The organism is Streptomyces sp. NPDC050625 (genome assembly GCF_040654755.1).
Lineage (GTDB): Bacteria > Actinomycetota > Actinomycetes > Streptomycetales > Streptomycetaceae > Streptomyces.
Genome location: NZ_JBFAIQ010000011.1, coordinates 1 through 23,963, shown reverse-complemented (window position 1 = coordinate 23,963; position 23,963 = coordinate 1). Strand labels below are relative to the sequence as shown.

General features: G+C 69.7%; 24 protein-coding genes. 9 read left to right on the top strand and 15 right to left on the bottom strand.

The window, feature by feature from the left end; translation table 11 throughout:
• Positions 1-46 precede the first annotated feature (46 nt).
• The 3 genes from AB0I54_RS24310 to AB0I54_RS24300 all read right to left on the bottom strand — a co-directional run bounded on the left by AB0I54_RS24310 (position 47) and on the right by AB0I54_RS24300 (position 3,486).
• Positions 47-838 (bottom strand): glutaminyl-peptide cyclotransferase, encoded by a 792-nt coding sequence (locus AB0I54_RS24310; RefSeq protein WP_363298235.1) that lies wholly within the window; start codon positions 836-838, stop codon positions 47-49.
• The gene (locus AB0I54_RS24305; RefSeq protein ID WP_363298234.1) at positions 831-2,678 is read right to left on the bottom strand and encodes a DUF4012 domain-containing protein; all 1,848 of its coding nucleotides are present in this window, start codon (positions 2,676-2,678) and stop codon (positions 831-833) included. Before AB0I54_RS24305 ends, AB0I54_RS24310 begins: the two co-directional genes overlap by 8 nt.
• A 76-nt stretch (positions 2,679-2,754) precedes the next feature.
• Complete coding sequence (locus AB0I54_RS24300) at positions 2,755-3,486, bottom strand: hypothetical protein (RefSeq protein ID WP_363298233.1); 732 nt, start codon at positions 3,484-3,486, stop codon at positions 2,755-2,757.
• 300 nt (positions 3,487-3,786) lie between these two features.
• On the opposite strand from AB0I54_RS24300, the gene AB0I54_RS24295 reads away from it, so the two are divergent.
• The 4 genes from AB0I54_RS24295 (at position 3,787) to AB0I54_RS24280 (ending at position 7,449) form a co-directional block, all read left to right on the top strand.
• Entirely contained in the window at positions 3,787-5,238 is a 1,452-nt protein-coding gene (locus AB0I54_RS24295; protein WP_363298232.1) for a polysaccharide biosynthesis tyrosine autokinase, read from the top strand.
• Position 5,239: 1 nt separating this feature from the next.
• Positions 5,240-5,803, top strand: coding sequence for a low molecular weight phosphatase family protein (locus tag AB0I54_RS24290; RefSeq protein ID WP_363298231.1), 564 nt, complete (start codon positions 5,240-5,242; stop codon positions 5,801-5,803).
• Positions 5,804-5,887: 84 nt separating this feature from the next.
• The gene (locus tag AB0I54_RS24285; RefSeq protein WP_363298230.1) at positions 5,888-6,835 is read left to right on the top strand and encodes a sigma-70 family RNA polymerase sigma factor; all 948 of its coding nucleotides are present in this window, start codon (positions 5,888-5,890) and stop codon (positions 6,833-6,835) included.
• A gap of 56 nt (positions 6,836-6,891) precedes the next feature.
• On the top strand, positions 6,892-7,449 hold the full coding sequence (locus AB0I54_RS24280) for a dihydrofolate reductase family protein (RefSeq protein ID WP_363298229.1): 558 nt from the start codon (positions 6,892-6,894) through the stop codon (positions 7,447-7,449).
• A gap of 83 nt (positions 7,450-7,532) precedes the next feature.
• On the opposite strand, the gene AB0I54_RS24275 is transcribed toward AB0I54_RS24280, so the two are convergent.
• The gene (locus tag AB0I54_RS24275; protein ID WP_363298228.1) at positions 7,533-8,678 is read right to left on the bottom strand and encodes a hypothetical protein; all 1,146 of its coding nucleotides are present in this window, start codon (positions 8,676-8,678) and stop codon (positions 7,533-7,535) included.
• A 180-nt stretch (positions 8,679-8,858) separates the two neighbouring features.
• A complete protein-coding gene (locus AB0I54_RS24270) occupies positions 8,859-9,287 on the bottom strand; it encodes a GNAT family protein (protein ID WP_363298414.1) in 429 nt (142 codons plus the stop codon).
• Between the two features lie 434 nt (positions 9,288-9,721).
• Between AB0I54_RS24270 and AB0I54_RS24265 the strand changes: the two genes are divergently transcribed.
• Together AB0I54_RS24265 and AB0I54_RS24260 are read left to right on the top strand one after the other, a co-directional pair.
• Positions 9,722-11,464, top strand: coding sequence for a VCBS repeat-containing protein (locus tag AB0I54_RS24265; RefSeq protein ID WP_363298227.1), 1,743 nt, complete (start codon positions 9,722-9,724; stop codon positions 11,462-11,464).
• A gap of 31 nt (positions 11,465-11,495) precedes the next feature.
• Complete coding sequence (locus tag AB0I54_RS24260; RefSeq protein WP_363298225.1) at positions 11,496-12,062, top strand: hypothetical protein; 567 nt, start codon at positions 11,496-11,498, stop codon at positions 12,060-12,062.
• Between the two features lie 67 nt (positions 12,063-12,129).
• Here AB0I54_RS24260 and AB0I54_RS24255 read toward each other — a convergent pair whose 3' ends face one another.
• The 3 genes from AB0I54_RS24255 to AB0I54_RS24245 form a co-directional block, all read right to left on the bottom strand.
• Positions 12,130-13,323 carry an SPFH domain-containing protein gene (locus AB0I54_RS24255; protein ID WP_363298224.1) on the bottom strand — a complete coding sequence of 398 codons (1,194 nt, stop codon included), beginning with the start codon at positions 13,321-13,323 and terminating at the stop codon, positions 12,130-12,132.
• A 12-nt stretch (positions 13,324-13,335) separates the two neighbouring features.
• A complete protein-coding gene (locus AB0I54_RS24250) occupies positions 13,336-13,587 on the bottom strand; it encodes a hypothetical protein (protein WP_362331596.1) in 252 nt (83 codons plus the stop codon).
• A gap of 291 nt (positions 13,588-13,878) precedes the next feature.
• Positions 13,879-14,220 (bottom strand): hypothetical protein, encoded by a 342-nt coding sequence (locus tag AB0I54_RS24245; protein ID WP_363298223.1) that lies wholly within the window; start codon positions 14,218-14,220, stop codon positions 13,879-13,881.
• Positions 14,221-14,531: 311 nt separating this feature from the next.
• Here AB0I54_RS24245 and AB0I54_RS24240 point away from each other — a divergent pair, with 311 nt between their 5' ends.
• The 3 genes from AB0I54_RS24240 (at position 14,532) to AB0I54_RS24230 (ending at position 16,403) form a co-directional block, all read left to right on the top strand.
• On the top strand, positions 14,532-15,278 hold the full coding sequence (locus AB0I54_RS24240) for a hypothetical protein (RefSeq protein WP_363298222.1): 747 nt from the start codon (positions 14,532-14,534) through the stop codon (positions 15,276-15,278).
• Between the two features lie 135 nt (positions 15,279-15,413).
• Positions 15,414-15,755: a hypothetical protein gene (locus AB0I54_RS24235; RefSeq protein ID WP_363298221.1), complete on the top strand. Its 342-nt coding sequence runs from the start codon at positions 15,414-15,416 to the stop codon at positions 15,753-15,755.
• A 207-nt stretch (positions 15,756-15,962) separates the two neighbouring features.
• Positions 15,963-16,403 carry a VOC family protein gene (locus tag AB0I54_RS24230; RefSeq protein ID WP_363298220.1) on the top strand — a complete coding sequence of 147 codons (441 nt, stop codon included), beginning with the start codon at positions 15,963-15,965 and terminating at the stop codon, positions 16,401-16,403.
• A gap of 30 nt (positions 16,404-16,433) precedes the next feature.
• Here the strand turns inward: AB0I54_RS24230 and AB0I54_RS24225 are convergent, their stop codons facing one another.
• The 7 genes from AB0I54_RS24225 to AB0I54_RS24195 form a co-directional block, all read right to left on the bottom strand.
• On the bottom strand, positions 16,434-17,216 hold the full coding sequence (locus AB0I54_RS24225; protein ID WP_363298219.1) for a class I SAM-dependent methyltransferase: 783 nt from the start codon (positions 17,214-17,216) through the stop codon (positions 16,434-16,436).
• 353 nt (positions 17,217-17,569) lie between these two features.
• The gene (locus AB0I54_RS24220; protein ID WP_363298218.1) at positions 17,570-17,953 is read right to left on the bottom strand and encodes a hypothetical protein; all 384 of its coding nucleotides are present in this window, start codon (positions 17,951-17,953) and stop codon (positions 17,570-17,572) included.
• Between the two features lie 294 nt (positions 17,954-18,247).
• Positions 18,248-18,919 (bottom strand): hypothetical protein, encoded by a 672-nt coding sequence (locus tag AB0I54_RS24215; RefSeq protein WP_363298217.1) that lies wholly within the window; start codon positions 18,917-18,919, stop codon positions 18,248-18,250.
• Between the two features lie 247 nt (positions 18,920-19,166).
• Positions 19,167-21,257: a nitrate- and nitrite sensing domain-containing protein gene (locus tag AB0I54_RS24210; RefSeq protein ID WP_363298216.1), complete on the bottom strand. Its 2,091-nt coding sequence runs from the start codon at positions 21,255-21,257 to the stop codon at positions 19,167-19,169.
• 372 nt (positions 21,258-21,629) lie between these two features.
• Entirely contained in the window at positions 21,630-22,283 is a 654-nt protein-coding gene (dhaL, locus tag AB0I54_RS24205) for a dihydroxyacetone kinase subunit DhaL (protein ID WP_363298215.1), read from the bottom strand.
• A gap of 67 nt (positions 22,284-22,350) precedes the next feature.
• A complete protein-coding gene (gene dhaK / locus AB0I54_RS24200; protein ID WP_363298213.1) occupies positions 22,351-23,343 on the bottom strand; it encodes a dihydroxyacetone kinase subunit DhaK in 993 nt (330 codons plus the stop codon).
• Between the two features lie 2 nt (positions 23,344-23,345).
• Positions 23,346-23,963 (bottom strand): putative PEP-binding protein (locus AB0I54_RS24195; protein WP_363298212.1); only part of this gene is annotated, 618 nt, incomplete at its 5' end.

Below are 23,963 nucleotides of genomic sequence, written 5' to 3'. Positions count from 1 at the left end.
TTGCATATGTCCGGCGCCCGTGCGTCGGCGCGCGACGTCCTGTTCGTCAGGCCGGGACCAACGCCACCTTGAACATTTTCGGCCAGAACTTCCCGGTGACCAGGAACTGATCCGTGCCGGGGACCGCCGCGATGCCGTTGAGCGTGGCCCCCGGGACGAGTTCGTCGGCGTGCAGCAGTCCGGAGGCGTCGATGCGCGCCGTCACCGCTCCCGTGGCGGGATCGATGCGCACGATGCGGTCGGTGAAGAGCACGTTGGCGTACACCGCGCCGCCGACGCACTCCAGCTCGTTCAGCTCCGTCACCGGCCGGCCGTCGTCGGTCACGGTGACCTCGTCCGTCCTCGCGAGCGTGCCGGGGTCACGGAACGTCAGCCGTGCCGAGCCGTCACTGGTCACCAGCCGGTTCCGGTCCCGCTGGAGGCACACGCCCCAGCCGTCGTCCGGGTACGGGACGCGGCGCAGCTCCGCAAGTGTCCTCGCGTCGCGCTCGATGGCGGTCCGGTCCCGCCAGGTCAGCTGCCACAGGGTCCGGCCGAGCACGGTGATGCCCTCACCGAACAAGGGCGCGGGGAGCGCCGCACGCACCGTGGGCTCCTTGCCCAAGGGCCCCGCCCGCACCGAGGACCGACCGGACAGGCCGGTGCCTTCGTAGAGCGTGCCGCCGGCCATCTCGAGTCCCTGGGTGAACGCCTGCGGGTCGTGCGGAAAGGTCTTGAGCACCTTGACCCGCAGCTGCTCGACCCGCGGCTGCTCGACCCGGTGCGCCGGCGGGCGTGCCGCGAGCAGCAGTGTGGCCGCTAGTACGGCCCCCGCCGTGCGGCGCACACGCTCAGACACGGCAGTCGCCGCCCGGCTCGATCGTGGTCCGCTGCGGCCTCACCAGAGACTGCCGCAGCAGCGTCGGCGTGCCGTCCGCGTGCGGCTCCCGCAGATGCAGCACCAGGGTGCGGCTGGAGCCCGCGGGCAGCTCCAGGTCCTTCGTGAACACGGAGTGGCCGCGCTCCAGGGCCGGCGCGAGCAGCGCGCTGCGGCCGTCCAGGGTGGCGTCGGTGAGGGTGGCTCCTACCCCGGCGTAGTACGACACCCTCAGGCGGTTGTCCCCCGGGCGGGTGCGGTAGGGAGGGTGATCCGCCCTGACGGTGACGTAGTCGGGCAGGCCGGAGGCCGGGGCCCGGTTGGTCAGGGTCATGCGTACGGTGACCGCGCGCCCTTCGCCGGAGCAGGCGCCCGCCTCCCAGGTCAGGCTGCGGTCGAGGTAGTAGTCCAGCTTGCCGCCGGCCGCGTTGTTCACCACCATTCCCGCGAAGGGGCCGGGGGTGTCCGGGAGCGCGCCCGAGTAGGGGCGGGACTCCAGGAGGCGCTGCTCCGCCGGGTGGGCGCTCCAGACCTTCAGCCGTCCGGCCCGCTGGGCGTCGTTCACGGCGACGAGCAGTGCGGGCAGCCGGTGCGTGTCGTCGAGCGCCCCCATCAGCCGGGCGGCGGCGGCACGGGCTGCGTCGACGAAGAACGCCTTGCGCCGGGCCACGTCGTCGTACTTCGCGTAGCTGGTCCGCTCGGTGAGGTCCACTACGTTGCCGGGGGTCAGCTCGGTGCCGTCGGCCATCCGGGCCGGGCCGGTGACCTTGAGCAGGCGGCTCAGCGTGACCGGATCGACGGCGATCGCCCCGTCCACGCGCTCACCGGTGTGCTTGCGCCAGGCCGCCGCCCAGATGCGGGCCGCGTAGGGGAAGTGCGGGCTCATGTTGGAGTTGGGCCACGTATGGGCGGGGTCGCTGCCCGCGTACCGGGTGTCGAACTCCGCTCCGAGGTCGATGTCCGGCTTTACCGTCTCCATCTCCGTGTTGTTGCCGAACCGCTCGAAGGACAGCCGGCCCCGGTCGGCCCGCAGTACGGCGAAGGCGCCCGGAAGGCCGCCGGTGCCGCGCGACTCGGCGAGGTTCTGGAACGCGAGGAAGTAACGCCGCTGTCCCTGCGTGCCGAGCATGGGCGGCAGGATGCGAGCGGCCACGGAGGCGTCGGTCATCACCGGGGCGAGGCGGTCCAGTTGCTGCTGCAGCCCGGCGCGGGCCCGGTCGGCCGCCGGCAGCCAGGTGGACCGCGGCAGACCCTGCACATCGGTCCGTACCTCGGCCACGACATCCGCGGCCCGGGTGATGTCCCGCCCGTGCTGTCGCAGCCCCGCGAGGGCCTCGGACATACCGCCGCCGCTCGCGTCCTGCGTGGCCGGCGGCAGGACGTCGGTCAGGGCGGGCAGTACATCGCCGGCCAGCCGGTCCACGGCGTAGGCGGCGCCGCGCACGGTGCGCACGGGCTCCCCGAGAAGGGGCAGTTCGGCAACGGAGTACCAGGCCGGCCCGGTGGTGAGGCGATGCGCCCGAGCCGCGTGGTCGGCGGCCGAGCGCACGGCCTGTTCCGCCGCCCGGGCGGGCACCGTGCCGGAGGCGGAGCCGGCCGCCACGGAGTGCCGCAGCGCGTCGAGGTCCTGCTGGGCCGCGAGCAGCTCCCGGCGGGCGAACAGCCCGGTGGCACCGATCCAGACGGCGCCGGCCAGCGGAAGCAGCGCGGCGGCCAGCAGTACGGTCCTGAGCAGGCGGCGGCGACCTGGTGAGGGTTCGCGGAAGGAGTCTTCGGGGGAGTCCTTGGAGGAGTCCTTGGGGGAGTCTTCTGCCCCAGGCATGCGGATGGCGTCCCGGCCGGGGCCGGGACGCCGTTCCACATCAGTACGGATGTCTCGCTCCGTCATGAACTGCCCGTCATGAGTTGCGGCGACGGCGTACGGCCAGCGTTGTGCCACCGCCCGCCAGGAGCAGCGCCGCGGCGGCGCCACCCAGGGTCAGGGCCTTTGCGTTGCCCGTCTCGGCGAGGCTTTCACCGTTGTGCTGCTGAGCCTGCTGCTCGTAGCTCACCGGGTCGGTGACCAGGCCGCGGTCGTGGGATCCGTTGTTTCCGTCGTCATGCCCGTCGTGCCCACCGGGGTGATGGGTGGGGCTGTGGGTCGGCTTCGGGGGCTTGGTCGGCCTCGGAGGCTTGGTCGGCTTCGGGGGCTTCGTGTGTGTAGGAGTGGGCGTCGGCGTCGGCGTCGGGGTGCCACCGACCCCGCCCACGATGTAGATGGTGACGCCGACGCTCTGGTCGGGGTTGTCCGCGGTGAGCCGGAAGACGTGCCAGCCGTTGGGGGCGTCCTCCGGGATGGTCACCGTCCCGGCCACCGATCCATCGGCCCCGGCCTGGAAGTGGCCGAGGACGATCGGCGTCGATTCCAGCAACGCCGTGACGTCCTGGAAGGGTTCGAAGACTCCCGCGGGCGCGTCGAAGCTCAGCAGTCCTCCGGCGGTCACCGTCGTGGTGCTGACGTTCAGGGGCGGAGGTGACCCCGGGTATGGCTGTGCGTAGGCGGCCTGCGCGCCAACCAGGGGTGCCGCGATGAGCATGGCAGCCGATGCCGCCGATGCCACGGCAACCCGCCATTTGGGCGATGTCGTCATCTTTTTCACTCTCCTCGTCTCGACTTCGGTCCGGATCAGGCTGCAGCGTGGTCGTGATCAAGATTTCGGGTACCAAGGGTCTTGATACATGGAATAAGTGGGACATACCGATAGCTATTGGTGTGGCGGCACTCAGAAGCCATCGGATGGTGGAGTGCTTGCCCACCGTTGGCCTACGTCGCCGCGTCGGCTCCCCCCGTTTGAGTGCTCGAGTCCCTATGTTTCGGTGTGCCCATAGGGAACAAGGCATTTCATTTCGGATATGTCCCTCGGTCTGCGAGGGGTTATGAGGGGTGCAGCTTGGATCTCCACGGATTCCTTAAAGCTATTGCCAGACGCTGGCCGACCTTCCTGGTCTGTCTGGTCCTCGCGATCGGCGCGGCACTCGCCGTGACCGGCCTGAGTACCCCCGTCTACGAGGCGCGGACCCAGCTCTTCGTGGCCACCCCCAGCAGTGAGGACACCGCCCAGCTGAACCAGGGGCAGAACTTCTCGCAGGCGCGCGTGCAGTCGTACGCCTCGATCGTGACGACCCGCCAGGTCACCGTTCCCGTGGTGAAGAAGCTGAAGCTGCGCATCACGCCGGAGGAACTGGCGTCCCGGATCACCGCGGTCGCCCCGCTCAACACCGTGCTCATCGACATCACCGTCCGGGACACCGTGCCCAGACGGGCGGCACGCATCGCCAACGCCGTCGCGGAGCGGTTCAGCGCGGTCGTCGAGCAGTTGGAGACGCCCAAGCGCGTCGTCCAGCCGACGAAGGGGGCTGCGCCCGCCTCGCCCGTCTCACCCGTCTCCCTGGGCGTCACCCAGGAGGCCGTCACCCCCATCTACCCGGTCTCGCCCCGCCCGCTGCTGAACCTGGCCGTGGGCGTGCTCGGCGGACTGCTGCTCGGTGCCGGACTCGTCGCCCTGCGCGAGACCCTCGACACCACGCTCAAGACGAGCGAGGCGCTGGGCGAGTTCACCGCGCTGCCGGGTCTCGGCACCATCCCGTACGACAGGAACGCCCCCAGGCAACCGCTCGTCAGCACCGACGGGCGCTCCAACCGCGCCGAGGCCTTCCGCAAGCTGCGTACCAACCTGCAGTTCTCCCAGGTCGACGATCCGCCGCGGATCATCGTGGTGACCAGCTCGCTGCCCGGCGAGGGCAAGACCAACACCGCGGTGAACCTCGCCCTCTCGCTCGCCGAGGCGGGCGTCTCCACCTGTCTGGTCGACGCCGACCTGCGCCGCCCGTGCGTGGCCAGGACCTTCGGCCTCGTCCGGGACGCCGGTCTGACCACGGTGCTGATCGGGCAGGCCCGCGCCGAGGACGTGATGCAGCAGGTGGGCGGCCGGCTCTCGGTGCTCGCCAGCGGCGCCGTACCGCCCAACCCCACGGAACTGCTCGCCTCGGCACGTATGCAGGAGGTGCTGCGCGAGCTGGCCGACACCTACGACGCCGTGATCGTCGACACCGCGCCACTGCTGCCGGTCGCCGACACCGCCGGACTCGCCTCGCTCGCCGAGGGCGCGCTGCTCGTCGTACGCGCCGCGAAGACCAGCCGGGATCAGGTCCGTTCCGCCGCGGAATCGCTGGACCGCCTGGGCGTCCGCGTCCTCGGCACCGTCTTCAACATGGCTCCGGTCCCCAGGGGCGACCGCTACGGCGCCTACGGGCCCTACGGCGAGCTGCCCGCACCCCGTGTGTCGGCCCGCCAGGAGGAGGCCGCGGCGCCCGCTGCGACGCAACTCACCGGCGAAGGATGACATGACCCGGGTCCTGTTCGTCTGCACGGGCAACGTCCACCGCTCGGTGCTCGCCGAGCGGCTGCTGGCCGCGAGGCTTCCGCCGGGCTCGGCCGTACGGCCGAGCAGCGCCGGCACGGAGGCATGGCCCCGGCCCGGCATGGAGAGCTCCACCAGGGCGGTGCTGGAGAAGCTGGGCGGCGACGGCTCCGGCTTCGAGGCCCGCCCGCTCACCGCACGGCTCGTCGCGGAAGCGGGGCTGGTCCTCGGACTCGCGGGCGAACACCGGGAGGCGGCCGTGCGGCTCGCGCCGGCGGCGATGCGGCGCTGCTTCACCCTGAAGGAGTTCCTGCGGCTTGCGGTTGCTGCCGACATCGGGGACGACGGGGACGTCGTCGACGACGTGGACGCCGTGGTCGCGGCCGCGGCGGGTCGCCGGGGCAGCGCCGCCCCGGTCCCGCCGGCCGAGGACGACATCGCGGACCCGTGGGGAAAACCGCACACGGTGCTGTACGAGTGCGCCCGCGAGATCGACGGTGCGGTGAGCACGCTCGCGCGGCTGCTGGGCGGCGGGGCGAGCGCCTGAGGGCGGGCCGTCAGCGGCTGCCGCCGTCACGGCCGTCACCGCCGTCGCCGAAGGTGAGCCGCCCGGGTGCGCCATGATGGGCCCGTGGACTTCGAGCCGTACCGGGGCGAGTTGGTGGCGTACTCCTACCGGATGCTGGGCTCGTTCGACGAGGCCGAGGACCTGGTGCAGGAGACGATGCTGCGGGCCTGGAAGGCCCGTGACCGGTACGACCGCACCCGCGCGTCCGTGCGGACCTGGCTGTACCGGATCGCGACCAACGCCTGCCTGACGGCGCTGGAGGGGCGGGCCCGGCGGCCGTTGCCCTCCGGGCTGGGCGCGCCCAGCGAGGACCCCGGTGCGCCGCTCACTCCGGCCCTCGACATCCCCTGGCTGCAGCCGTTCCCCGACGCGCGGTTCGACGCGGAGGCGCGGACCGACCTGCGGCTCGCGCTGGTGGCGGCGATGCAGGTCCTGCCCGCGCGGCAGCGGGCCGTGCTGGTGCTGCGCGAGGTCCTGGAGTTCACCGCCGCCGAGGTCGCCGAGCAGCTGGGGACCACGGCCGCGGCCGTCAACAGCGCGTTGCAGCGGGCCCGTGCCGCCCTGGCCGGCGTGGGTGGTGTGGACGAGATCGACGAAATCACGGAGCCGGACGATCCCGAGGCACGCGCGGTGATCCAGCGGTATGTGCGGGCGTTCGAGGCGGCCGACGTCCCCGCGCTGGTGCGACTGCTCACGGACGAGGCGGTGCTGGAGATGCCGCCGGTGCCGCTGTGGTACCGGGGCAGCCGCGACTACGGCCTGTTCATGGAGCGTGTGTTCCGGATGCGGGGGACGGGCTGGACCATGACGCCCCTGACCGCCAACGGGCAGCCCGCGCTCGCCGCCTACGCGCCGGAGCCCGGCGGCGGGCATCGGCTGCACACGCTGCAGGTCCTCACCGTCACCGGCGGGCGGGTCGCGCACAACGTCGTGTTCGCCGATCCGCACGTGTTCAGGGCGTTCGACCTGCCCGGGCGGATTTCTTCAGACGGATTCCGCCGGGCGCGATGAGTGGGGCCGATGCCGCCGATATGTACGGCTGAGCATCGAGCGAAGGGACACCCATCGTGAGCGTCATCGTCATTGAGTTCATCACCCTGGACGGATTCGTGTCCGACCCGGACGGCTCCGCCGGCACGCCGACCGGCGGCTGGGCGTTCCAGCACGGACCCGAGGCGGTCGCCGGGGACAAGTTCCGGCTCGGCGGCACCCTCGACGACGGGGTCCTGCTGCTGGGGCGTACGACCTGGCAGTTGTTCTCACGCATCTGGCCCGGACGGGACGACCCGTTCGCCGCGCGGATGAACGCCGTACCGAAGCTGGTCGTGTCCCGCACGCTGACCGACACCTCGACGTGGACGAACTCGCGCCTCGTCGACGGCAGTGTCAGCGACGCCGTCAGGAACGAGAAGCGGGACGTGATCATCACCGGCAGCCTGAGCGTCGTACACGCGCTGATAGTGGAGGAACTGATCGACGAATACCGGCTGTTGACCTTCCCCACGATCCTCGGCACCGGCCGACGGCTCTTCCCCGACCACGGCCCGCACACCGACCTGGAGTGCGTGTCGGCCGAGCGTTCCGGCGCCGCCGTCCTTGCGCGGTACCGGAGGACGGCACGATGACGGTCCCTGCACGCGGTTGCCGGCAACGGCGCTGCACCGGCCGCCGTGGCGGCCGGTGCAGCGCCTCCTTGCGGTCCCGGTTCTCAGTGCAGGACGTCGAGCTCGTTGTCGGCGTCGTTGACGAAGTAGACCGCGTCGCGGTCCAGATCCAGTGCGAGGCCGAAGAGCGCACCCGCACCGGGCGGGCTGCCCTCGTTGTTGATCTGCTTGAACGCGACCTGCTGACCGGCTTCGGTGGTCTCGACGATGTTGCCGTCTCCGCCGTTGACCGTCAGGATGTCGCCCTTGGGGGTGATGGCCATGCCCAGCGGGCCGTTGAGATGGCCGCCCTCGGTGATGACCTTCCCGATGCCCGCGCTGTCCTTCCGGGTCGTGGCCCGCGGGATGGCGGTGATACGGCTCCGCACGGTGTCGGCGACGAAGAGCGTGCCGTCATGGCCCAGGCCGACGCCGGTCGGGCCGACCACCAAGGCCTCCGGGTCCGTCCGCTCGGGGAAGCCGGAGCCGATCTCGGTGGTTGCCACCCGCTTCGGCGGCTCGTTGCCCTCGCACTGGAGGGTGATCCGCAGGACCGTGCCCTCGTCGACCTCCGCACCGCCACCGGCGACCGTTCCGTTGAGCACATTGGTCACGAACAGCTCGGTCTGCCGCTTGCTCCCGCCCCGCTCACTGCGCTTTTCGGAGGTGACAGCGGTCATGTCCCACGGACCGTTGATGCCGTCTCCCGCGATCGTCTCGCGCACCGTGCCGTGCTTGTCGAGCACCAGCAGGCAGCCGGCCTGGGCGGTGGCCGACGTGCCGTCCGCGGTGGGGAGACTGCCGACCACGACCCATCCGCCGGGCAGGACCGTCAGCGCCGTGGTCAGGCCGACCCCGCCGGGGCACTCGCCCGGCAGGTTGTTCGGGTCGATCGTGGCGAACGTGGTCCTTGTGCCGCCGGGGGTGATCTGGACCAGCGTGGTACCCGTGCCCTGCTGATTCGCCGAGTTGTTGAAGTTGCTGACCAGGACGTTGCCCCGGTGCAGATCGCCGGTGCTCTCCTGGATGGTGAACGTGCCGTACGGGTTCACGTCGCCGTTCTCCGGGACGGTGGACGCGACGGTGGACACGGTGTTCAACCGGTCCAGGAACGGCGTCTGACCGCTGGGCGCGGCCGGGGGCGCGACGGCGGTCAGGCCTACCGTCAGCGCGGCGGTCGCCAGCGCGCTCGAACATACCCGAAGTCTCATGTACTGCCTCCTGAAGGGCGGGCCGGACAGTCGGGACAGAACGCCCTGGCCCGCGAAAGTGCTCAGAGTCCCCCCAGGACGTCACGTTAGGCACGTATCACCGCAGACCGCTCGACCACATCCGCCAAATGCCGATCGCTCCGGGTGGCGGCCGCGGTGCACCTGCCGCTCTTCGGCGACCTAGGGCTTCGAGTCCGGCTTCAGGTCCGGCTTCCGGTCCGGCTTCCAGTCCTGGGCGAGGAGTCCGAGCAGTACCTCGTCCAGGAACTCGCCCATCACCCAGGCCGAGGAGCGCAGTACGCCCTCGCGGACGAAGCCGTTGCGCTCCGCTGAGCGCAGCATTGCGGTGTTGTCCGCGAGTGTCTCGATCTGCAGCCGCTGCAGACCGCGCACGACGAAGCCGTAGTGGCACAGCACCGCGACCACGTCGGTGCCGTAGCCCTTGCCGCGGGCGGACGGCAGCAGTCCGAGGCCGATGTGTGCGGACCGGTTGTGGATGCCGAGTTCGCCGTTGAGCGCGTAGACGAGCACGGCGGCGACCCGTACCACACAGGTGCCCTTGAGGTAGGTTTGGATCAAGGTCGGCAGTGATCTGCCGAAGACATGCATGCCGGGCCGGAGCACGGGGGAGTCCGACCAACTCGCCCGTCCGGCCAAGGCTCGCGGAACGGGGGACTCATGACCAGGTATCAGTGCGTGCCCGCTGCGGCGGGCGCGATTGCCGTCGGCGGCGCCGCGCTTCGATCACAACGGATCGGATGACCGGGGAATCGAGCTTTCCCTGAAGTAACGGCTGGAGCGTCACCGCGCCTGCGGTCGGGCTTGGCATGCGTCGAGTCGACTGGGCCGCCCCTAAGGGACCACAGGGACCACCAGCATGCCAAGAGCGTCATACATGTTGAGGAAGCATGCGCACAACTCGCATACATAAGCTACTGATGTCAGCCGGTGCGCTGGTCCTGGCAACTGCCACGCCCGCCAGCGCCGACACCGCTCCCCCGATCGCACGCCCCACGTCGGCAGCACCCACACCCTCTACGCCTGTGCCCTCCGCCGACGTTGACGATGCGGTCGAAGGCGGTCAGTGGACGAGCGAGGCGGCCGAGAAGTTCTGGACACCCGAGCGGATGGCCGCGGCCGCACCGGACTCCCCCCGCCCCGATGCGCCCGCCGGCTGGAAGCCCGCCGCACGCCGGCCGACCGCGGCAGCCGGGACAACCGCGGCAGCCGCCAAGGACGGCCACTACTTCGGCGGCGTTCCCACCGTCGGCACCTTCTTCCACTACACGAGGAACCCCGCCACCGACCAACTGGAGGGGCGGTTCTGCTCGGCCAGCGTCATCGACAGCCCGCAGGGCAACGTCATCCTGACCGCCGCACACTGCTCGGGCGGCAGCAAGGGCATGTTCGTACCCCGCTACGACGGCGCTGCCACGAACCCCGCCCCCTACGGCCGGTTCCCGGTGCAGAAGTGGATCCGTGACTCCCGCTGGTACAAGGTGGGCGGCCAGCCCACCCGTGACGCCTACTCAGACCTGGACTACGCCTTCGCCCGGGTAGGCACCAACAGCAGCAACCGCAGCCTGCAGAAGGCGGTCGGCGCCGCTCTCAAGCTCGGTCAGGTGAACGGCGACTACAGCCGGACCGTGACCGTCATCGGCTACCCGGGAAGCCACAACCCGAAGAACCGGCCCATCATCTGCCCCGGCGTCACGACCCGGCAGCTCCGCGGCTACCGGCAACTGCGCATGGAGTGCGGCGGCTTCTACGGAGGCACCTCCGGAAGCCCCTGGATCACCGGCCTGAACACCACGACCGGCAGCGGAACCGTGATCGGCAACCTCGGTGGCTACTACGGCGGCGGCCTGGAGAACAACAGCGACCGCATCTCCTTCGCCGTCACCTACGACAAGCGTGCCCTGGAGATCTACGCCGCCGCGAAGAACAACACCGAGCCGCGGCAATACCCGCGCGGCTACAGCATGTACCCCACCGGCGGCGGCCTGTGGACCAAGGCCAGGAAGACGGCCTCCGGTGACTACGACGGCGACGGCAGGACCGACATGATCGTGGTCTGGACGGACGGCGAGGTCACCCTCTACACCGGTGACGGCAAGGGCGGCTTCTCCGGCGAGAAGAGGATCACGAAGTCCGACACCTGGAAGAACGCCAAGGTCGTCGCCGGAGGCGACTTCAACGGCAGCGACTCCTCCGACCTCGTCGTGGTCTGGACGGACGGCGAGGTCACCCTCTACACCGGCGACGGCAGGGGCGGATTCGCCAAGGAGACGCAGCTCCAGAAGCCCAACGACACCTGGCGGAACGCCGGCCAGATCACGGCCGGACGCTACAGCGACAACAAGTGGACCGACGACCTCATGGTCCGCTGGGTCGACGGGGAACTCTCCCTCTACACCGACGTCGACGGCCGGGGCCTCCTCCACGAGCACAAGCTCAAGGACCCCAACGACACCTGGAAGCACGCCACGATCCTCACCGCAGGCAACTTCACCGGCGGCCCCAACTGGGACCTGGTGGTGCGCTGGTCGGACGGCGAGCTCTCGCTCTACCGCGACGCGGGCCCCTCCGGTGTGGGAACGGAAGTCCGGATGCTGTCCTCTAACCAGCTGTGGACCCATGCCTCCGTCATGACCGCGGGCGCCTACACGCCGGGCGAGCCCGACGACCTGCTGGTGCGTTGGTCGGACGGTGAGACCACCCTCTACACCGACACCTCCACCACCCTCGGCCGTGAGCACATGCTCGTGCCGCCCAAGGCCGGCTGAACCCCCCTCTCAGGAAGGCGAGGTACGCACGATGTACCTGCGCGCTGCAGCGACCGCTCTCACCGTGACCGCTCTCACCGCGACCGTCATCGGCCTCACGGGCTCCCACACCGCCTCGGCGGCGGACGGTCCGGGCCTGAGCATCAGCATCCGCGAAAACGACAGCGACAGCACCGGGGACGGCCCGCTTGAGCAGGGTGCGCCCGTCGTGGTCACCTCCGACGTCGACCTGACCTCCCTGGCGGCGGACGGCAACGGCCGCTTCACCGTGAAGTCTCCGGCGTTCACCAAGGACGTGACCGTGGAGATGCGGAAGAACAGCTTCGGGGAGGGCTACGGCACCATCAGCTGCGACATCGGGCCGGGAAGCTACCCGGTCGACATCGCCGGGCAGCACGAGAAGTCCGAGGCGATCGGCAACCGCGGCCACCTGACCATCACGGTCAAGGACGACAAGGACCGGTACTGCGGGCAGGCGGCGGGTTCCTCAAGCCGTACCGGCACTGTTGCCGCGGTCGTCGGCGGCGGCGGCGCGATGGCCCTAGCCGCCGTCGGCTACACCGTCGTTCGCCGCCGCCGCAGAACCAGCAACACCTGACCGCGGACCATCGGCGCCCCGACGACTCCGCAGTGGGCGCGCTTGGCCGCCGCCCCTGGTCGCCGCCCTAGTCGACGTCCACCGGACCGTCGTTCGACTTCCTCCCCTTGTTGGCGGGCAGCTGGAGCAGGCCGCTGCCGCTGCCCTCGCGCTCCTCCTCGGTCCGCCGTCCTTCGGCGTCCTGCCCGTTCAGGTTCTGTCGGACCGAGTCGAGGATCGTGAGGCCCTGGGACACCAGCCCGGCGGCGATCTCGCCGAGGCCGTCCGCACCGTTGAGGACGTTGACGTTGGCGCCCGCGAGGCCGCCGGCGGCCTCCTTGACGATCTGCGGGAGCTGGTCGATCAGCATCCGGTCGAGCGCGACCCGGTCGTACGACGCCGCCGCCTCTGCCTGGATCTTCATCCGCTGCGCCTCCGCGGCCGCGAGGATCCTGACCCGCTCTGCCTCGGCCTCGGCGGGCTTCACGACCTCGGCGACCAGCTGCTGCTGGCGCAGCTTGGCCTGGCGCTGGGCCAGCTCCGTCTGGGCGGCGAGCACCTCCTGCTGGGCGTGTGCCTGCGCCAGCGGTCCGGCCTGCCCGGCCTGCGCCTGGGCGCGGTCCACCTCGGCGGAGTACTCGGCCTTGACGATGGCGGTCTGCCGGGCGTACTCGGCCTGCTTGCGGGCCGCCGCCTGCTCCGCCTCGACCGCGGCCTGGGTGGCTTGCGCCTGGGCGATCTGCGCCTGCCGCTGGATGGCCGCCTTGTGCGGCGCGGACATCGCGTCGATGTAGCCGGTGTCGCCGTCGTCGATCGACTGGATCTGCAGCGAGTCGACGATCAGGCCGATCTTCGCCATCTCCGTCTTCGAGGTGTCCAGCACCTCCGCGGCGAGCTTCTGCCGCTCGGTGACGATCTCCTCGACCGTCATCGAGCCGATGATGGCCCGCAGGTGACCGGCGAAGATCCGGCCCGTGAGCACGGACATCTGCTCCTGGTCGGACAGGAACCGCTGACCGGCATTGATGATGCTCTCGTGGTCGTTGCCGACCTTGAAGGCGATGACCGCGCGGACGTGCAGCGCGATGCCCTGCCTGGTCACACAGGTCTCGGTGACCTCGGACTCACACATGGAGAGGGTGAGGAACCGGACCTTCCGGAACACCGGCAGCACGAACTTCCCGTGCCCCGTGACCACTCGGAACGGCGCGCCCCCCAGTCCCCGCCTGCCCCCCGAGATCAACATCGCCTCGTCGGGAGCGGGTACGCGGTATCCGAACATTCCTGTTACTCCTCAGCCGGCCTCGGCGGCATCCCCGCCGAGCGCGTCCAATGGATCCACCCACTCGATGACGCCGACCTCGCGGCATCCTCGTGATTCGATCACGAGCACCGTGGCACCCACGGGCAGGGGCTCCTCCGACCAGGCGAGAAACGTCTCGGAACCGCCTCTGACGCGCACCAGGACTTCACCGGGGCCTGCGGAACCACGCGTCCCGATGAGTACCGTCCCCATACACCCGATCACGGCCTCGTCCTGCGGCATCACCGGCCGTCCTCCTCGTCCTGGCCCCATGATTCCGACGATAGACCCAGTCCGACCGGGACCCAACGGCCGGGAGGCGGAGATGCTCGGCACTGCTGGCCAAGACCCACGCCCGGGCGTCGACCGCACGACGCGACACATGGCCGGAGGGCCGAAGACCGTTCCTCGCGGTCTTCGACCCTCCGGCCGGGATGGTGGCTGCGACGGCTGCGACGGCTGTGCCGACTGTGCCGACTGCGCCGACTGCGACGACGAAGGGCGGCGGAAGGAGTGGCCGGCCTCCGAGGCGGGCTAGTGGTGGCCGAAGTAGCGGTAGTGATCGTGGCGTCGGTCGTTGTACCAGCCGTAGTGCCGCCCCTGGTCCCAACCGCGGTTGCGCCCCTGGTCCCAACCCCGGTTCCGGTCCCCGTGCCAGCCGCGGTCCCAGCCCTGGTGCCGGTCGTCGAAGCGACCGTCGCGGTCGTGGTCGTGGTCGATCCCGCGGCTGTGTGAGTAACTCCTGTCGCGGTCGCGGTCGCGGTCATGGTCGCGGTCGGCTCCGGAGGCCAGCGCCGGTACGGCGGCCGCGCCGACGAGGGCCCCCGAAACCACCAAGTTGGTGATCAGGCGGACCGTCGTACGAGAAACAGACATGAATCCATCACCTCACGTTCGTGCACACCGCCCCTGGCCGGGCGCGGCGTGCGATCCGGAATCCCCGGCTCAGCGCCGAGGCCCCACACTGTGGCCCTGCACGGCGACACGAGACGCGACAAAGGCCCGCGGTTACAGGGCGCAGACAGGACCGTGACTCTCCCTTGTACGGGCCACTGACACGGGGGAAGGGGGCTGGCCACTGCCCCTGTCCCGGCCCGGTCCTCCGAACGGCTCAACGCCATCGGTAACGACGCGGGGCCTCTGTTCGGGTGACCCGCTGCGGCGCCCGTGCTGCTTGGATACCGAAGATGACGACGATTTCTCCCGCTCCCCGCGCAGACGACGCCGATTCCGACCGCTTGAGGGCCCTGCTGGAACGTGCCGCCACGGGCCGGGACAGTCAGGCCTGGAGCGACCTCTGGACGGGGCTCTACCACAACGGCTCTCTGGACGTCGCCCATCCGCTGGTGCTGCACACGCTGGCCGACATGGCGCAGGCCGACGAAGCCGGCACGGCAGCTTCGGCCCTCCACCTGGCCGGCGCTCTTCTCGTCCAGGCCGACCAGCGGTACGAGACGCGGAACCTGCGGCACCAGTACGCGCCGGAAGTCGCATGCCTACTGGGCGCGGCAATCCGGTGGCGGCAGGTCACCGCCGACCGGAACGACTACTGCTATCTGGTTGAGGCGGTCCTGAACCTGGAAGGCGACATCCACTGGGCGGAGGACTTGATCGGTGGCGTCGTCGGCGAGGAATACGAACTCGACTGCCCCGATCCCGACGGGTGCGCGTCGCTGTGGGTGATTTTCGGAGAGCGGGGCTTCTTCAGTGCAGCGGAGGACTACGCCCTCTCCGACGACGTCGAGACCTTCCCTCTCCATCCGGCCGATCCCCGTGACCTGGAAGGTCTCGGCAGGCGCCTCTACGACCTTGCCCTGGCCGACGGACATGAGGAAATCGCGCGTGCCCTGACCTATGCCTTCGGTGAGGCGACCTGCCCGGAGTGCGGGCAGCGCTTCTCCGTCGTCGGGCAGGTCATCGCCGGTTGGAGCTGAAGTGCGTGGCGGTCCGCCTTGCTCATCGCGGAACCGTGCGTGCCGTGTTTGATGTCGTGCTGTGTCGTGGACACAGCCAAGCCGAGTTCCAGCTCCTGTCTCCCCTGGACGGTCTCCGCATTGTTCGGAGCTGCCATGGGCGGCGTCGCCTGGTCGCTGACCGTCTGGGCACGCGCGTACTGCGACGCGGGTTACGACGCCGGCGGACGCTTCGAACTGAACTTCTTGCTCCCTCTGATCGTCGGAGCCGAAGCACTCGTCGGGCTCGTTGCGTGGGCCATCGGCCGACGGCTGGTGCTTCACGCGCCGACGGCGGTCCGCCTCTCACTGCCGACCCTGCTGGTGGTTGTTGCGACGGTGGGACCGGCATGGTGGTTCTTCGCGACCCGGGGAACGCTGGACGGCTATCCCGGCGACTCCGGCCTCTGCCCCGTGAGTAACGTCCCGCCCCAGTGGCCTGACTGGATCCCCGTCTGATCAGCCACAACTGATCACCGGCGGCCGTGACCGCAGGAACAAGGGCGTTGTCGGTACATTCGGGTGAATCTCACCTGAGGCGCGATCCAGATTTCTCGGATTTCCGCGGTCTGCGGATGTCGAGTACGTGCCACGGGCTCCGTCCCAGGGACATCAGCGGCCACCACAGGACGCATGAGGAAGCACGAGGAAGAAGGAGAAACCAGCATGGCGATTCAGCGGATGGACAACGTCGGCATCGTCGTCGAGGACATGGACGCCGCCATCGCGTTCTTCGTGGAACTCGGTATGGAGCTGGAGGGCAGGGCGGAGGTCGAGGGCCTCTTCGCCGACCAGTGCACCGGACTCGACGGCGTCCGCTGTGACATCGCGATGGTCCGGACCCCGGACGGTCACGGCCGGCTCGAGCTGGCGAAGTACCGCACGCCCGCGGCGACCAGCGCCGGGCCGCGCAACCGGCCGCACAACATTCTGGGCACGCACCGCGTCATGTTCGCCGTCGACGACATCGAGGACACCGTTGCCCGCCTGCGCCCCCACGGCGCCGAACTCGTCGGCGAGATCGCCCGGTTCGAGGACAGCTATCTGCTCTGCTACCTCCGCGGCCCGGAGGGCATCATCGTCGGACTGGCCGAGCAACTGCGCTGAGAAGGAGGAGCCGATGTGGAGGGGGCGCTGCTATGTCGCTGCCGCGTGCGTGACCCGGATCTTCGACTGGCCATGCGGGCGCCGTTCCCAGTCGTCCATGAAACGGGCGGTCAGGCCGTGTCGCTCGGCCAGTGAGACGAGGGTCTCGGTGCGGTAGTAGAAGTCCTCGCGGAGCACCTGGTGCTCGGTTCCCTCCGTGCGGTCGAAGGTGAAGTCGAAGAAGCCGCCCGGGGCCAGCACCCGGCCGACGTTGGCAAGGCACTCGTCGATCACCTCCAGCGGCGAGTGCGAGAAGACGCTGTGGGCGTGCACCACGGTGAACCAGTCCGAGGGCAGGAAGTCGAGCGTCAGGTTCTCGACCAGGGCCAGATGGGGAAGTCGGTCCCGCAGGCCCCGGCGGACTAGCGTCCGCCGCGCCTCGAGGAGGATGTCCGGCGAGATGTCCACCCCGTAGTAGTGGCCGGGTTCGAGGTAGTCGATGAACCGCCACCCCGCGCGCAGGTTCCCGCAGCCGATCTCCAGCATCCGGTCCTGTGGCCTCAGGCCGTGCTCGACCAGGTAGTCGAACTGCATCTGGCCCAACGCCAGCCACCGCTCCTCCGAACGGCTTCCGACGGCCCGCTCCGGGCTGCGTGCGCTGTCCGCGGCCATGACGGCACGGTAGTACGCGACGTGGTCGCGGTGCCGCAGGCCCAGCCAGGTGTCTCGCACGGCGCGGCGCAGGTAGGGAGGGATCCGCTCGGGGTGCCGTACGGCATGGCGGAGCTTGTGTCGTAGCGACGACCGGTTCTTCCGCAGTTGAGGCTTCGGCATGGCTGACTCCGTGATCCACGACAGCCCCTGCTCGGCAGGGTAGTGCGGCTCAGCAGGTTTGGCCTGCTCACGGCGGAGCGTGGCCCGGGCGGGGCGGGGGCGTCCGCCGAAGGGGTCCTCGTCCTCCCGTCACTGGGCGGCGCGTATCGCGTTTGGTGTTCCCCGTGGCATCCCGCACGACCTGGCACGGGTCTGGCACGGTCCCTTCGCCGAGCAGCACGGCAAGTTCCCTCAGGTCGTTCGCAAGCCATGACGCGAGCGAGGCGTCCGGCGACGGCCTCGGCTTCTGGCCAGACGGATACCTCAGGGCGATCGGTCCCCATCCAGAATCGACCGATGCCGATCGTTGGTGATCAGGGGTGGTCCTTCAACGCCGCGTAGGCTCGCTCGACCTCGCCCAGGTACTGATCCAGGCGGAAGCGAACTTCCTCGATGGCCCTGTCATCGGGGCCCGGGTAGATCAGGTCGGACCAGATGACCGTCTCGCCCCGGAGCTGGATCCGGATGGTCAGCCTGTTCGGCCCCGGCTCGGGCGCCTCTTGGGCCGCCACATCCACCGTGCGCGGCATATCCGTCGGATAGAGCGGTCCGCCTGGGCGGAGCAGTCGTCTCGGACTCAGGCCGGCCATCCTGCTATCGCTGCATGCCACCACGTCGAGGCCATCGACGAAGAGGTACGTGTGCACGGCAGTACACGCCGACGGCCCAGGACACGCGCTGATGAACAGCGTGCTCACCGGACCATCGCTTTGCCTGTCGGGCACGGTGGCCCTCAGCTCGCGCGGGGATCTACGCGGCATCCGCCTGATGTGTCGTCATGGGGCGATCGTAGCGGCTGTGCCGCACGAGTTCGGAAGATCGTGTAACCGGCCGTGAGTGTGATCCTTCCCATGCTGAGCCTGCTCGGCGCTCACGCGGTCGGCGGAGTCTCACGAGCCCAGTCGAAAGGCATCGGCGCGCCCTGTGGGATCACCCAAGGGTGGGGATAGCGGGCGTGACAACCAGTGCAGCGCGCGACGAACGGGCCGACCTCAGGGTTCGTGAGAGCGCTGTAGTGGCTGGAGGGCTGAGCCGGGAGCATGTGCCCGTTCGCCGTCGTCTCCAAGCCGGGCCACTCCGGCGAGCATTGGCACGCGCGCTCTTCCGCGAACGGATCGCCGTAGGGAGTCTTGGCCGTGCTCTATGGCTAGTTCGGGTGCGACGAAAGTCATCGCAGCTGCGTGCACCGCAGCTTCCCGGATCAGAAGGTCCGCATCGACAAGGTACGGCCGCGCCGCCTCGTAGATCAGCGGGAGGATGGCACGCACCGCGGCGACATCATCAGGTTCTCCCGGGCCGTCTTCGTCGTACGTCGCGTCGTCGGCGAGGTCACCCAGCCATTGCAGGAGTGCCGCGCGCATGGGCCGGCGGCGCTCCTCGTGGAAGTAGACCCCCAAGGTCATCGTTCGGGGGTGGCCAAGGATGGCGATGACGAAGCGGGCGGCCGGGGCGGTGGCGCCATAGATGCTGTTCTGGTGGGTCACGGCCTGACCGAGGTTGTGTACCGCGGTTCGCTGAACGTCCTCGTCGTCATCCAGTAGCCCTGCCAGAATGACGGGGGTCGCCGGGGCGACGTTAGGGCAACAGTGTTCGACGCTGCTCCAGTCCGTCTCCAGGAGGAGTGCCCAGGGGTCGATTGCCCCGCTGCCATCGTTGATTGTCACGGCCCAAGTGTCGCCTGCGGGCCTCCCTCCTTCACCCACCACTCACCCCAGCTCCCATCCCGTCCGCCGTCGACCCACACACCGTGGAGCGGGCGTGGTTCAGGGGGCGGCGGCTCGTTGACCGGCCCTCCTCGCGGAACAGCCGGGGCAGACCAGCCGATCACCGGCTACGGGGGCGGCGGGTCCGTGTTTGAGCCGTGGGTCACCGGAGAGGCTGAGGGTGGGCATGAGCGAGGAGACGACGCGTTCAGGACACGGTGCCGCTCGGGCGGGCGCCGTGACGGGGTGTCCGGTGCGCTCGTTTGGCCGACGCGCTCTCGTCGAGTTGCTCGGTCGTGTCGTAGTTGCGCCAGCCGGTGAGGCGTCCTTCCGGGTTGTACCTGGCTGAGAGTCCGGGCGGATCCATGTGATCTTCGTGTTCCCGGACCAGTTGCTGGGGCAGCATGACTGCTGCTGTGACGCCGTGGGGCGATGATCCGCGGAGCTGGACGCGGATGCCGTGGCGGTCGGAGAGCCGACCGACGACGAACATGCCCATGCGCCGCGCCACCGCGACGTCGACCACTGGGGGGTTCAGGAGCTTCGCGTTGGCCTCCTCGAGGTCCTGGGTGGACATGCCGATTCCGTTGTCCTGGACTTCGACCTTTGCGCCGCCGGCGGACAGCAGCCGGCACGTAACGAGCACCTGAGTGTCGGGCGAGGAGAACGTCGTCGCGTTCTCGAGCAGCTCCGCGATGAGGTGAACGATGTCGTTCACTGCCTGGCCGTCAACGTCCGCGGTGACCAGTCCGCGCAGCTGCACGCGCTGGTACTGCTCGATCTCACTGATGGCGGCCCGGAGGACATCCACGAGCCGGACCGGGGCGCTCCAGCGGCGGCCCGCCTTCTCACCCGCGAGGACGAGGAGGTTCTCCCCGTTGCGGCGCATGCGGGTGGCCAGGTGGTCGAGCTTGAAGAGGCTGGCGAGCAGGTCGGGATCCTGCTCGCCGTTCTCCAGGTGGTCGATCAGCTCCAACTGCCGTTCCACGAGGCCCTGGCTGCGCTGCGAGAGGTTGACGAACATCGAGTTGATGCGGCCGCGCAGTTGCGCTTGCTCGAACGCCAGCTGTACGGAGTCGCGATAGACGTCGTTGAACGCACGAGCGACACCGCCGATCTCGTCGCTCGAGTCGACGGCCGCGGGCTCGACCTCGATGGCCTTCACTTTCGCGTCGCTGGAGCCCCGCAGCAACCGGACCACCTCGGGCAGGCGGCGTTGCGCGATATCGAGAGTGGAGGCGCGCAGGGTGTGCAGCGGGCGGACGATCGACCGTACGAGGACGTACGTCACGCCGAACGTGAACAGGAGAAGCATCAGCTCGACGAGCGCGGCGATGAACACTGAGCGTTCGGCCTCGTGCTGCTCATGCAGGCTTTCCTTTTCAACTGATCCGACGAGCTGCTTCTCGACCAGTCGCATCAGGTCGAGCTTGCTCGTCATGGTGTCGAACCACGTGCCGGCGGCGAGGCGGAGGCGGCTGGTGCCCTGCAGGGCGAGTGCCTGCTTCTGGAGCGTGTCGGCCTTGTCGACGTCTCTTCCGGTGACGGTGCGCTCGTAGAACTGACGCTGCGCGGCCGGTGCGCTGGACAGGAACTGGTCGATCGATGCCTGTTGCTGCCGGCTGGCGAGGGTCACGCTCTGGGCCTCGTTCGCATCGAAGTGTCCCTGGGCCAGTACGCCGCCGAGCAGTGCGCGTTGCTGAGACGCTTTCTCGGTGGCCTGGGCGAAGGTCTTGAGTGTGCCGGCCCTCATGACAAGGGGCTGGCCGGCGATGTCGGGCGTGAGAAGGTCGAGTGCGTCGGCGAGGTCGGTGATCAAGGCCGTGTAAGCGTTGACCACGGTCGGCCAGCGCATAGTCGACCGGGCCACCGTGTAGCGCAGTGACGTCACCTTTCGGTCGAAGGCGTCGAGCAGCGCGAGCTGGGTGGCCAGGGCGGAGTTCGTCTTGCGGCGGACATGAGCGTCCTCGGCACGGACCCGGGCCAGCGCCGCGTCCACCTTGGAACGCTGCGCGTCGAGTCGGCTGGTGCCACCCGTACGCCCTGCGGCAACGTAGAGGGCGATGAGATCGCGTTCGTCCTCGATCTCCTGCAACAGTGTCGTTCCCTTGTCGACGACACGTACGAGCTGACTGGCGTTGTCGATGTCCTGTGAGTTCTGCACGGCGGTTGCGATCCGCAGACCGCCCAGTACCAGCGCGGTGACGATCGGGATGACCACCACGGCCAGCAGTTGGGCGCGCACGCTCCAGTTGCCCGGGGCGAACCGTCCCTGGTTGCTGCCCCGTTGTCTTTGCACTTGCCCCTCCACTTACTCCCCGCCCTTGGACATGCGTGATTCAGCGGAGCGTCCACACGTCGCGGACACTCCGCTCATCGCGCGAGTGCGCTTGTCGTGTCGTGATGAACGTGACGTCGATGAACGAAGCCATGGCCTCGTGCCTCCGCCGGCAGGCGCCTGCGGACGCGAACCATGCGTCGGCCTCGGAAGTTGTTCGAGACCTCGACCACTTACTCGGCGGCGGTCGCTGTGGCGATCCGCTCAGAACCGGGTTCGGCCGTCCGTCGTCTGTGCCCGGCGGGGTGGGGCCTGGCATCGACGGCGAGGTGGCCCGTGTCTGTGCCGGCGGCGAGGCCGCCTTGCCGCTGGGGGCCAACCATGTGCATGGGCCTAGTGATGACCCTCCGCACGGCGCTCGCCCGCCGAGCTGACGGTCGCAAGGGCGGACAGAATGAGGACGGTCGACGCCGCGCCGGGATCCTCGTGGCCGACGGTGCGGGCGCCGAGATAGCTCGCGCGGCCCTTGCGGGCCTGCATGCCGGCGGTCTGCTTCAGGCCCCGCACGGCGGCGTCGTACGCCGCGCGGGTGGCGCCCGCCAGGTCGCCGCCGGTGTCGATGACGGCCTGGTAGGCGGTCACGGCGGGGCTGAGGGCGTCGATCATTGTCTTGTCGCCCTCCAGCGCCGCGCCGATCCGCTGGATACCGGTGAGAGCGGCCGCCAAGGCCGTCCCGAGTTGTGCCGCCGAGACGTCGTGATCCTCGCCCAGGATCCGCGCGGCTTGGCGGAACCCGGTGCCGTACAGCGGTCCCGAGGCCCCGCCGGTCTTGCTGATCAATGCCCGGCCGACGGTGGCGAGTACCGCGCCGGGGGTGGACGGGTCGGTTTCGTCCAGCATCGCCACCGCCGCCTGCAGGCCACGGCGCATGTTGATGCCGTGGTCGGCATCGCCGACAGCGGAGTCGAGGCGGGTCAGATGATCGGCGTTCTCGGTCACCGATCGGGCGGCCTCATGGATCCAGGCCCGGAACATGCTCGCGTCCATCGTCGTCCCTCTCCCTCGTACGATCTCGTACGATCTCGTACGGTCTGGCGTCGATGGCCTCGGCCGCTCAGTGTCCCCAGCGCAGCGCGGGGGTCACGACCGGGGCATCCCACAGATGGGTGAGCTGTGGGGTGAGCCGGCACACCGTGATCGTGCAGCCGGCCATTTCCAGGCTGGTGACGTAGTTGCCGACCAGGTTGCGGGTGATCCTCACGCCGTGGCCGGCGAGCCACTCGGCAACCGCCGCATACACCACGTACAGCTCGATCAGCGGGGTGCCGCCCAGGCCGTTGACCATCACGAGCACTTCACTCGACAGAGGCATGTCGGCGTGGATGGCGTCCAGTGCGACACCGGCGATCTCTCTGGCGGAGGCGAGCCTGCCGCGGGCACGACCGGGCTCGCCGTGGATGCCGACGCCCAGCTCGACCTCGTCCTCGCCCAACTCGAAACCGGGTTTGCCGGACGCGGGCACCGTGCACGGCGTGAGCGCCACCCCGAAGGAACGGGAGCGGTCGTTGACCTCCCGGCCCAACGCCGCGGTCGTGCCCAGGTCGGCGCCGAGCTCGGCGGCCGCACCGACGATCTTCTCCACGAACACGGTCGCCCCGGTGCCCCGTCGGCCCGCCGTCCACGTGCTGTTCTCCACGGCGACATCGTCATTGACCACGACGCCCTCCACCCGTACGCCGTCGTCGGCGGACAGATCGGCGGCCATCTGGAAGTTCAGTACGTCTCCGGTGTAGTTCTTCACGATGTGCAGGACGCCGGCCCCGCCGTCCACGGCCCGCGTGGCGGCGAGGATCTGGTCAGGCACGGGAGAGGTGAACACCTCACCGGGACAGGCCGCATCGAGCATCCCGTACCCGACGAAGCCGCCGTGCAGCGGCTCGTGCCCGGCTCCGCCACCTGACACCAGGCCGACCTTCCCACGGGTCGGCCCGCCCGCACGGGCGATGTAGCGGTCGGACATGTTGACCGTCAGCGAAGGGTGCGCGGCGGCCACACCGACGAGAGCATCGGCCAGCACCTCATCGGGCGAGTTGATGAGCTTCTTCACGGTCAGGCCCCTTCTTCTTCGAGCAGCGAGGGCCGGCCGCATTGCTCGACGAGGCGCCAGACCTCTTCGTGGGTTTTGCGGGTGAGGGCGAGGGCGGCCAGGGAGGCGCAGGTGTCGTGGCGGAGGCGGCGGATGCGGGCCCGGACTTCGTCGAGGGCTGCGGGGCCGACTGAGAGGCTGTCGCAGCCGAGGCCGATGAGGAGGGGTGTCACGAGGGGGTGTGCGGCGGCGTCGCCGCAGACGGAGACCTGACGATCGTGGCGGTGGGCGGCGGTGACGACGCGTGAGATGGCGTCGAGGACGGCGGGGTGTGCGGCCATGGCGGGGGTGGCGGTGGGGTCGCGCCGGTCCAGGCCCAGGATCTGGCAGGTGAGGTCGTTGCTGCCGATGGAGAAGAAGGCAGCTTCGCGGGCGAGGTCGTCGGCCGCGGCGACCGCTTCGGGGAGTTCCACCATGATGCCCAGGGGCGGCACCGGGACGCCGGCTTCGGTGGCTGCTGCCTCAAGGAGGCGTCGGCAGGCGCGTAGTTCGTCGACGCTCGCGACCATGGGGATCATGATGCGCAGGTCGGTGTCGGCTCCGGCGCCCAGCAGGCTGCGGAACTGGTCGATGAAGGCGTC

Bases quoted from the DNA above. Each gene is read 5' to 3' on its own strand.
- AB0I54_RS24305 (WP_363298234.1), bottom strand. From the start codon at position 2,678: ATGCCTGGGGCAGAAGACTCCCCCAAGGACTCCTCCAAGGACTCCCCC.
- AB0I54_RS24300 (WP_363298233.1), bottom strand. From the start codon at position 3,486: ATGACGACATCGCCCAAATGGCGGGTTGCCGTGGCATCGGCGGCATCG.
- AB0I54_RS24290 (WP_363298231.1), top strand. From the start codon at position 5,240: ATGACCCGGGTCCTGTTCGTCTGCACGGGCAACGTCCACCGCTCGGTG.
- AB0I54_RS24275 (WP_363298228.1), bottom strand. From the start codon at position 8,678: ATGAGACTTCGGGTATGTTCGAGCGCGCTGGCGACCGCCGCGCTGACG.
- AB0I54_RS24270 (WP_363298414.1), bottom strand. From the start codon at position 9,287: ATGCATGTCTTCGGCAGATCACTGCCGACCTTGATCCAAACCTACCTC.
- AB0I54_RS24260 (WP_363298225.1), top strand. From the start codon at position 11,496: ATGTACCTGCGCGCTGCAGCGACCGCTCTCACCGTGACCGCTCTCACC.
- AB0I54_RS24255 (WP_363298224.1), bottom strand. From the start codon at position 13,323: ATGTTCGGATACCGCGTACCCGCTCCCGACGAGGCGATGTTGATCTCG.
- AB0I54_RS24250 (WP_362331596.1), bottom strand. From the start codon at position 13,587: ATGCCGCAGGACGAGGCCGTGATCGGGTGTATGGGGACGGTACTCATC.
- AB0I54_RS24245 (WP_363298223.1), bottom strand. From the start codon at position 14,220: ATGTCTGTTTCTCGTACGACGGTCCGCCTGATCACCAACTTGGTGGTT.
- AB0I54_RS24240 (WP_363298222.1), top strand. From the start codon at position 14,532: ATGACGACGATTTCTCCCGCTCCCCGCGCAGACGACGCCGATTCCGAC.
- AB0I54_RS24235 (WP_363298221.1), top strand. From the start codon at position 15,414: ATGGGCGGCGTCGCCTGGTCGCTGACCGTCTGGGCACGCGCGTACTGC.
- AB0I54_RS24230 (WP_363298220.1), top strand. From the start codon at position 15,963: ATGGCGATTCAGCGGATGGACAACGTCGGCATCGTCGTCGAGGACATG.
- AB0I54_RS24225 (WP_363298219.1), bottom strand. From the start codon at position 17,216: ATGCCGAAGCCTCAACTGCGGAAGAACCGGTCGTCGCTACGACACAAG.
- dhaL (WP_363298215.1), bottom strand. From the start codon at position 22,283: ATGGACGCGAGCATGTTCCGGGCCTGGATCCATGAGGCCGCCCGATCG.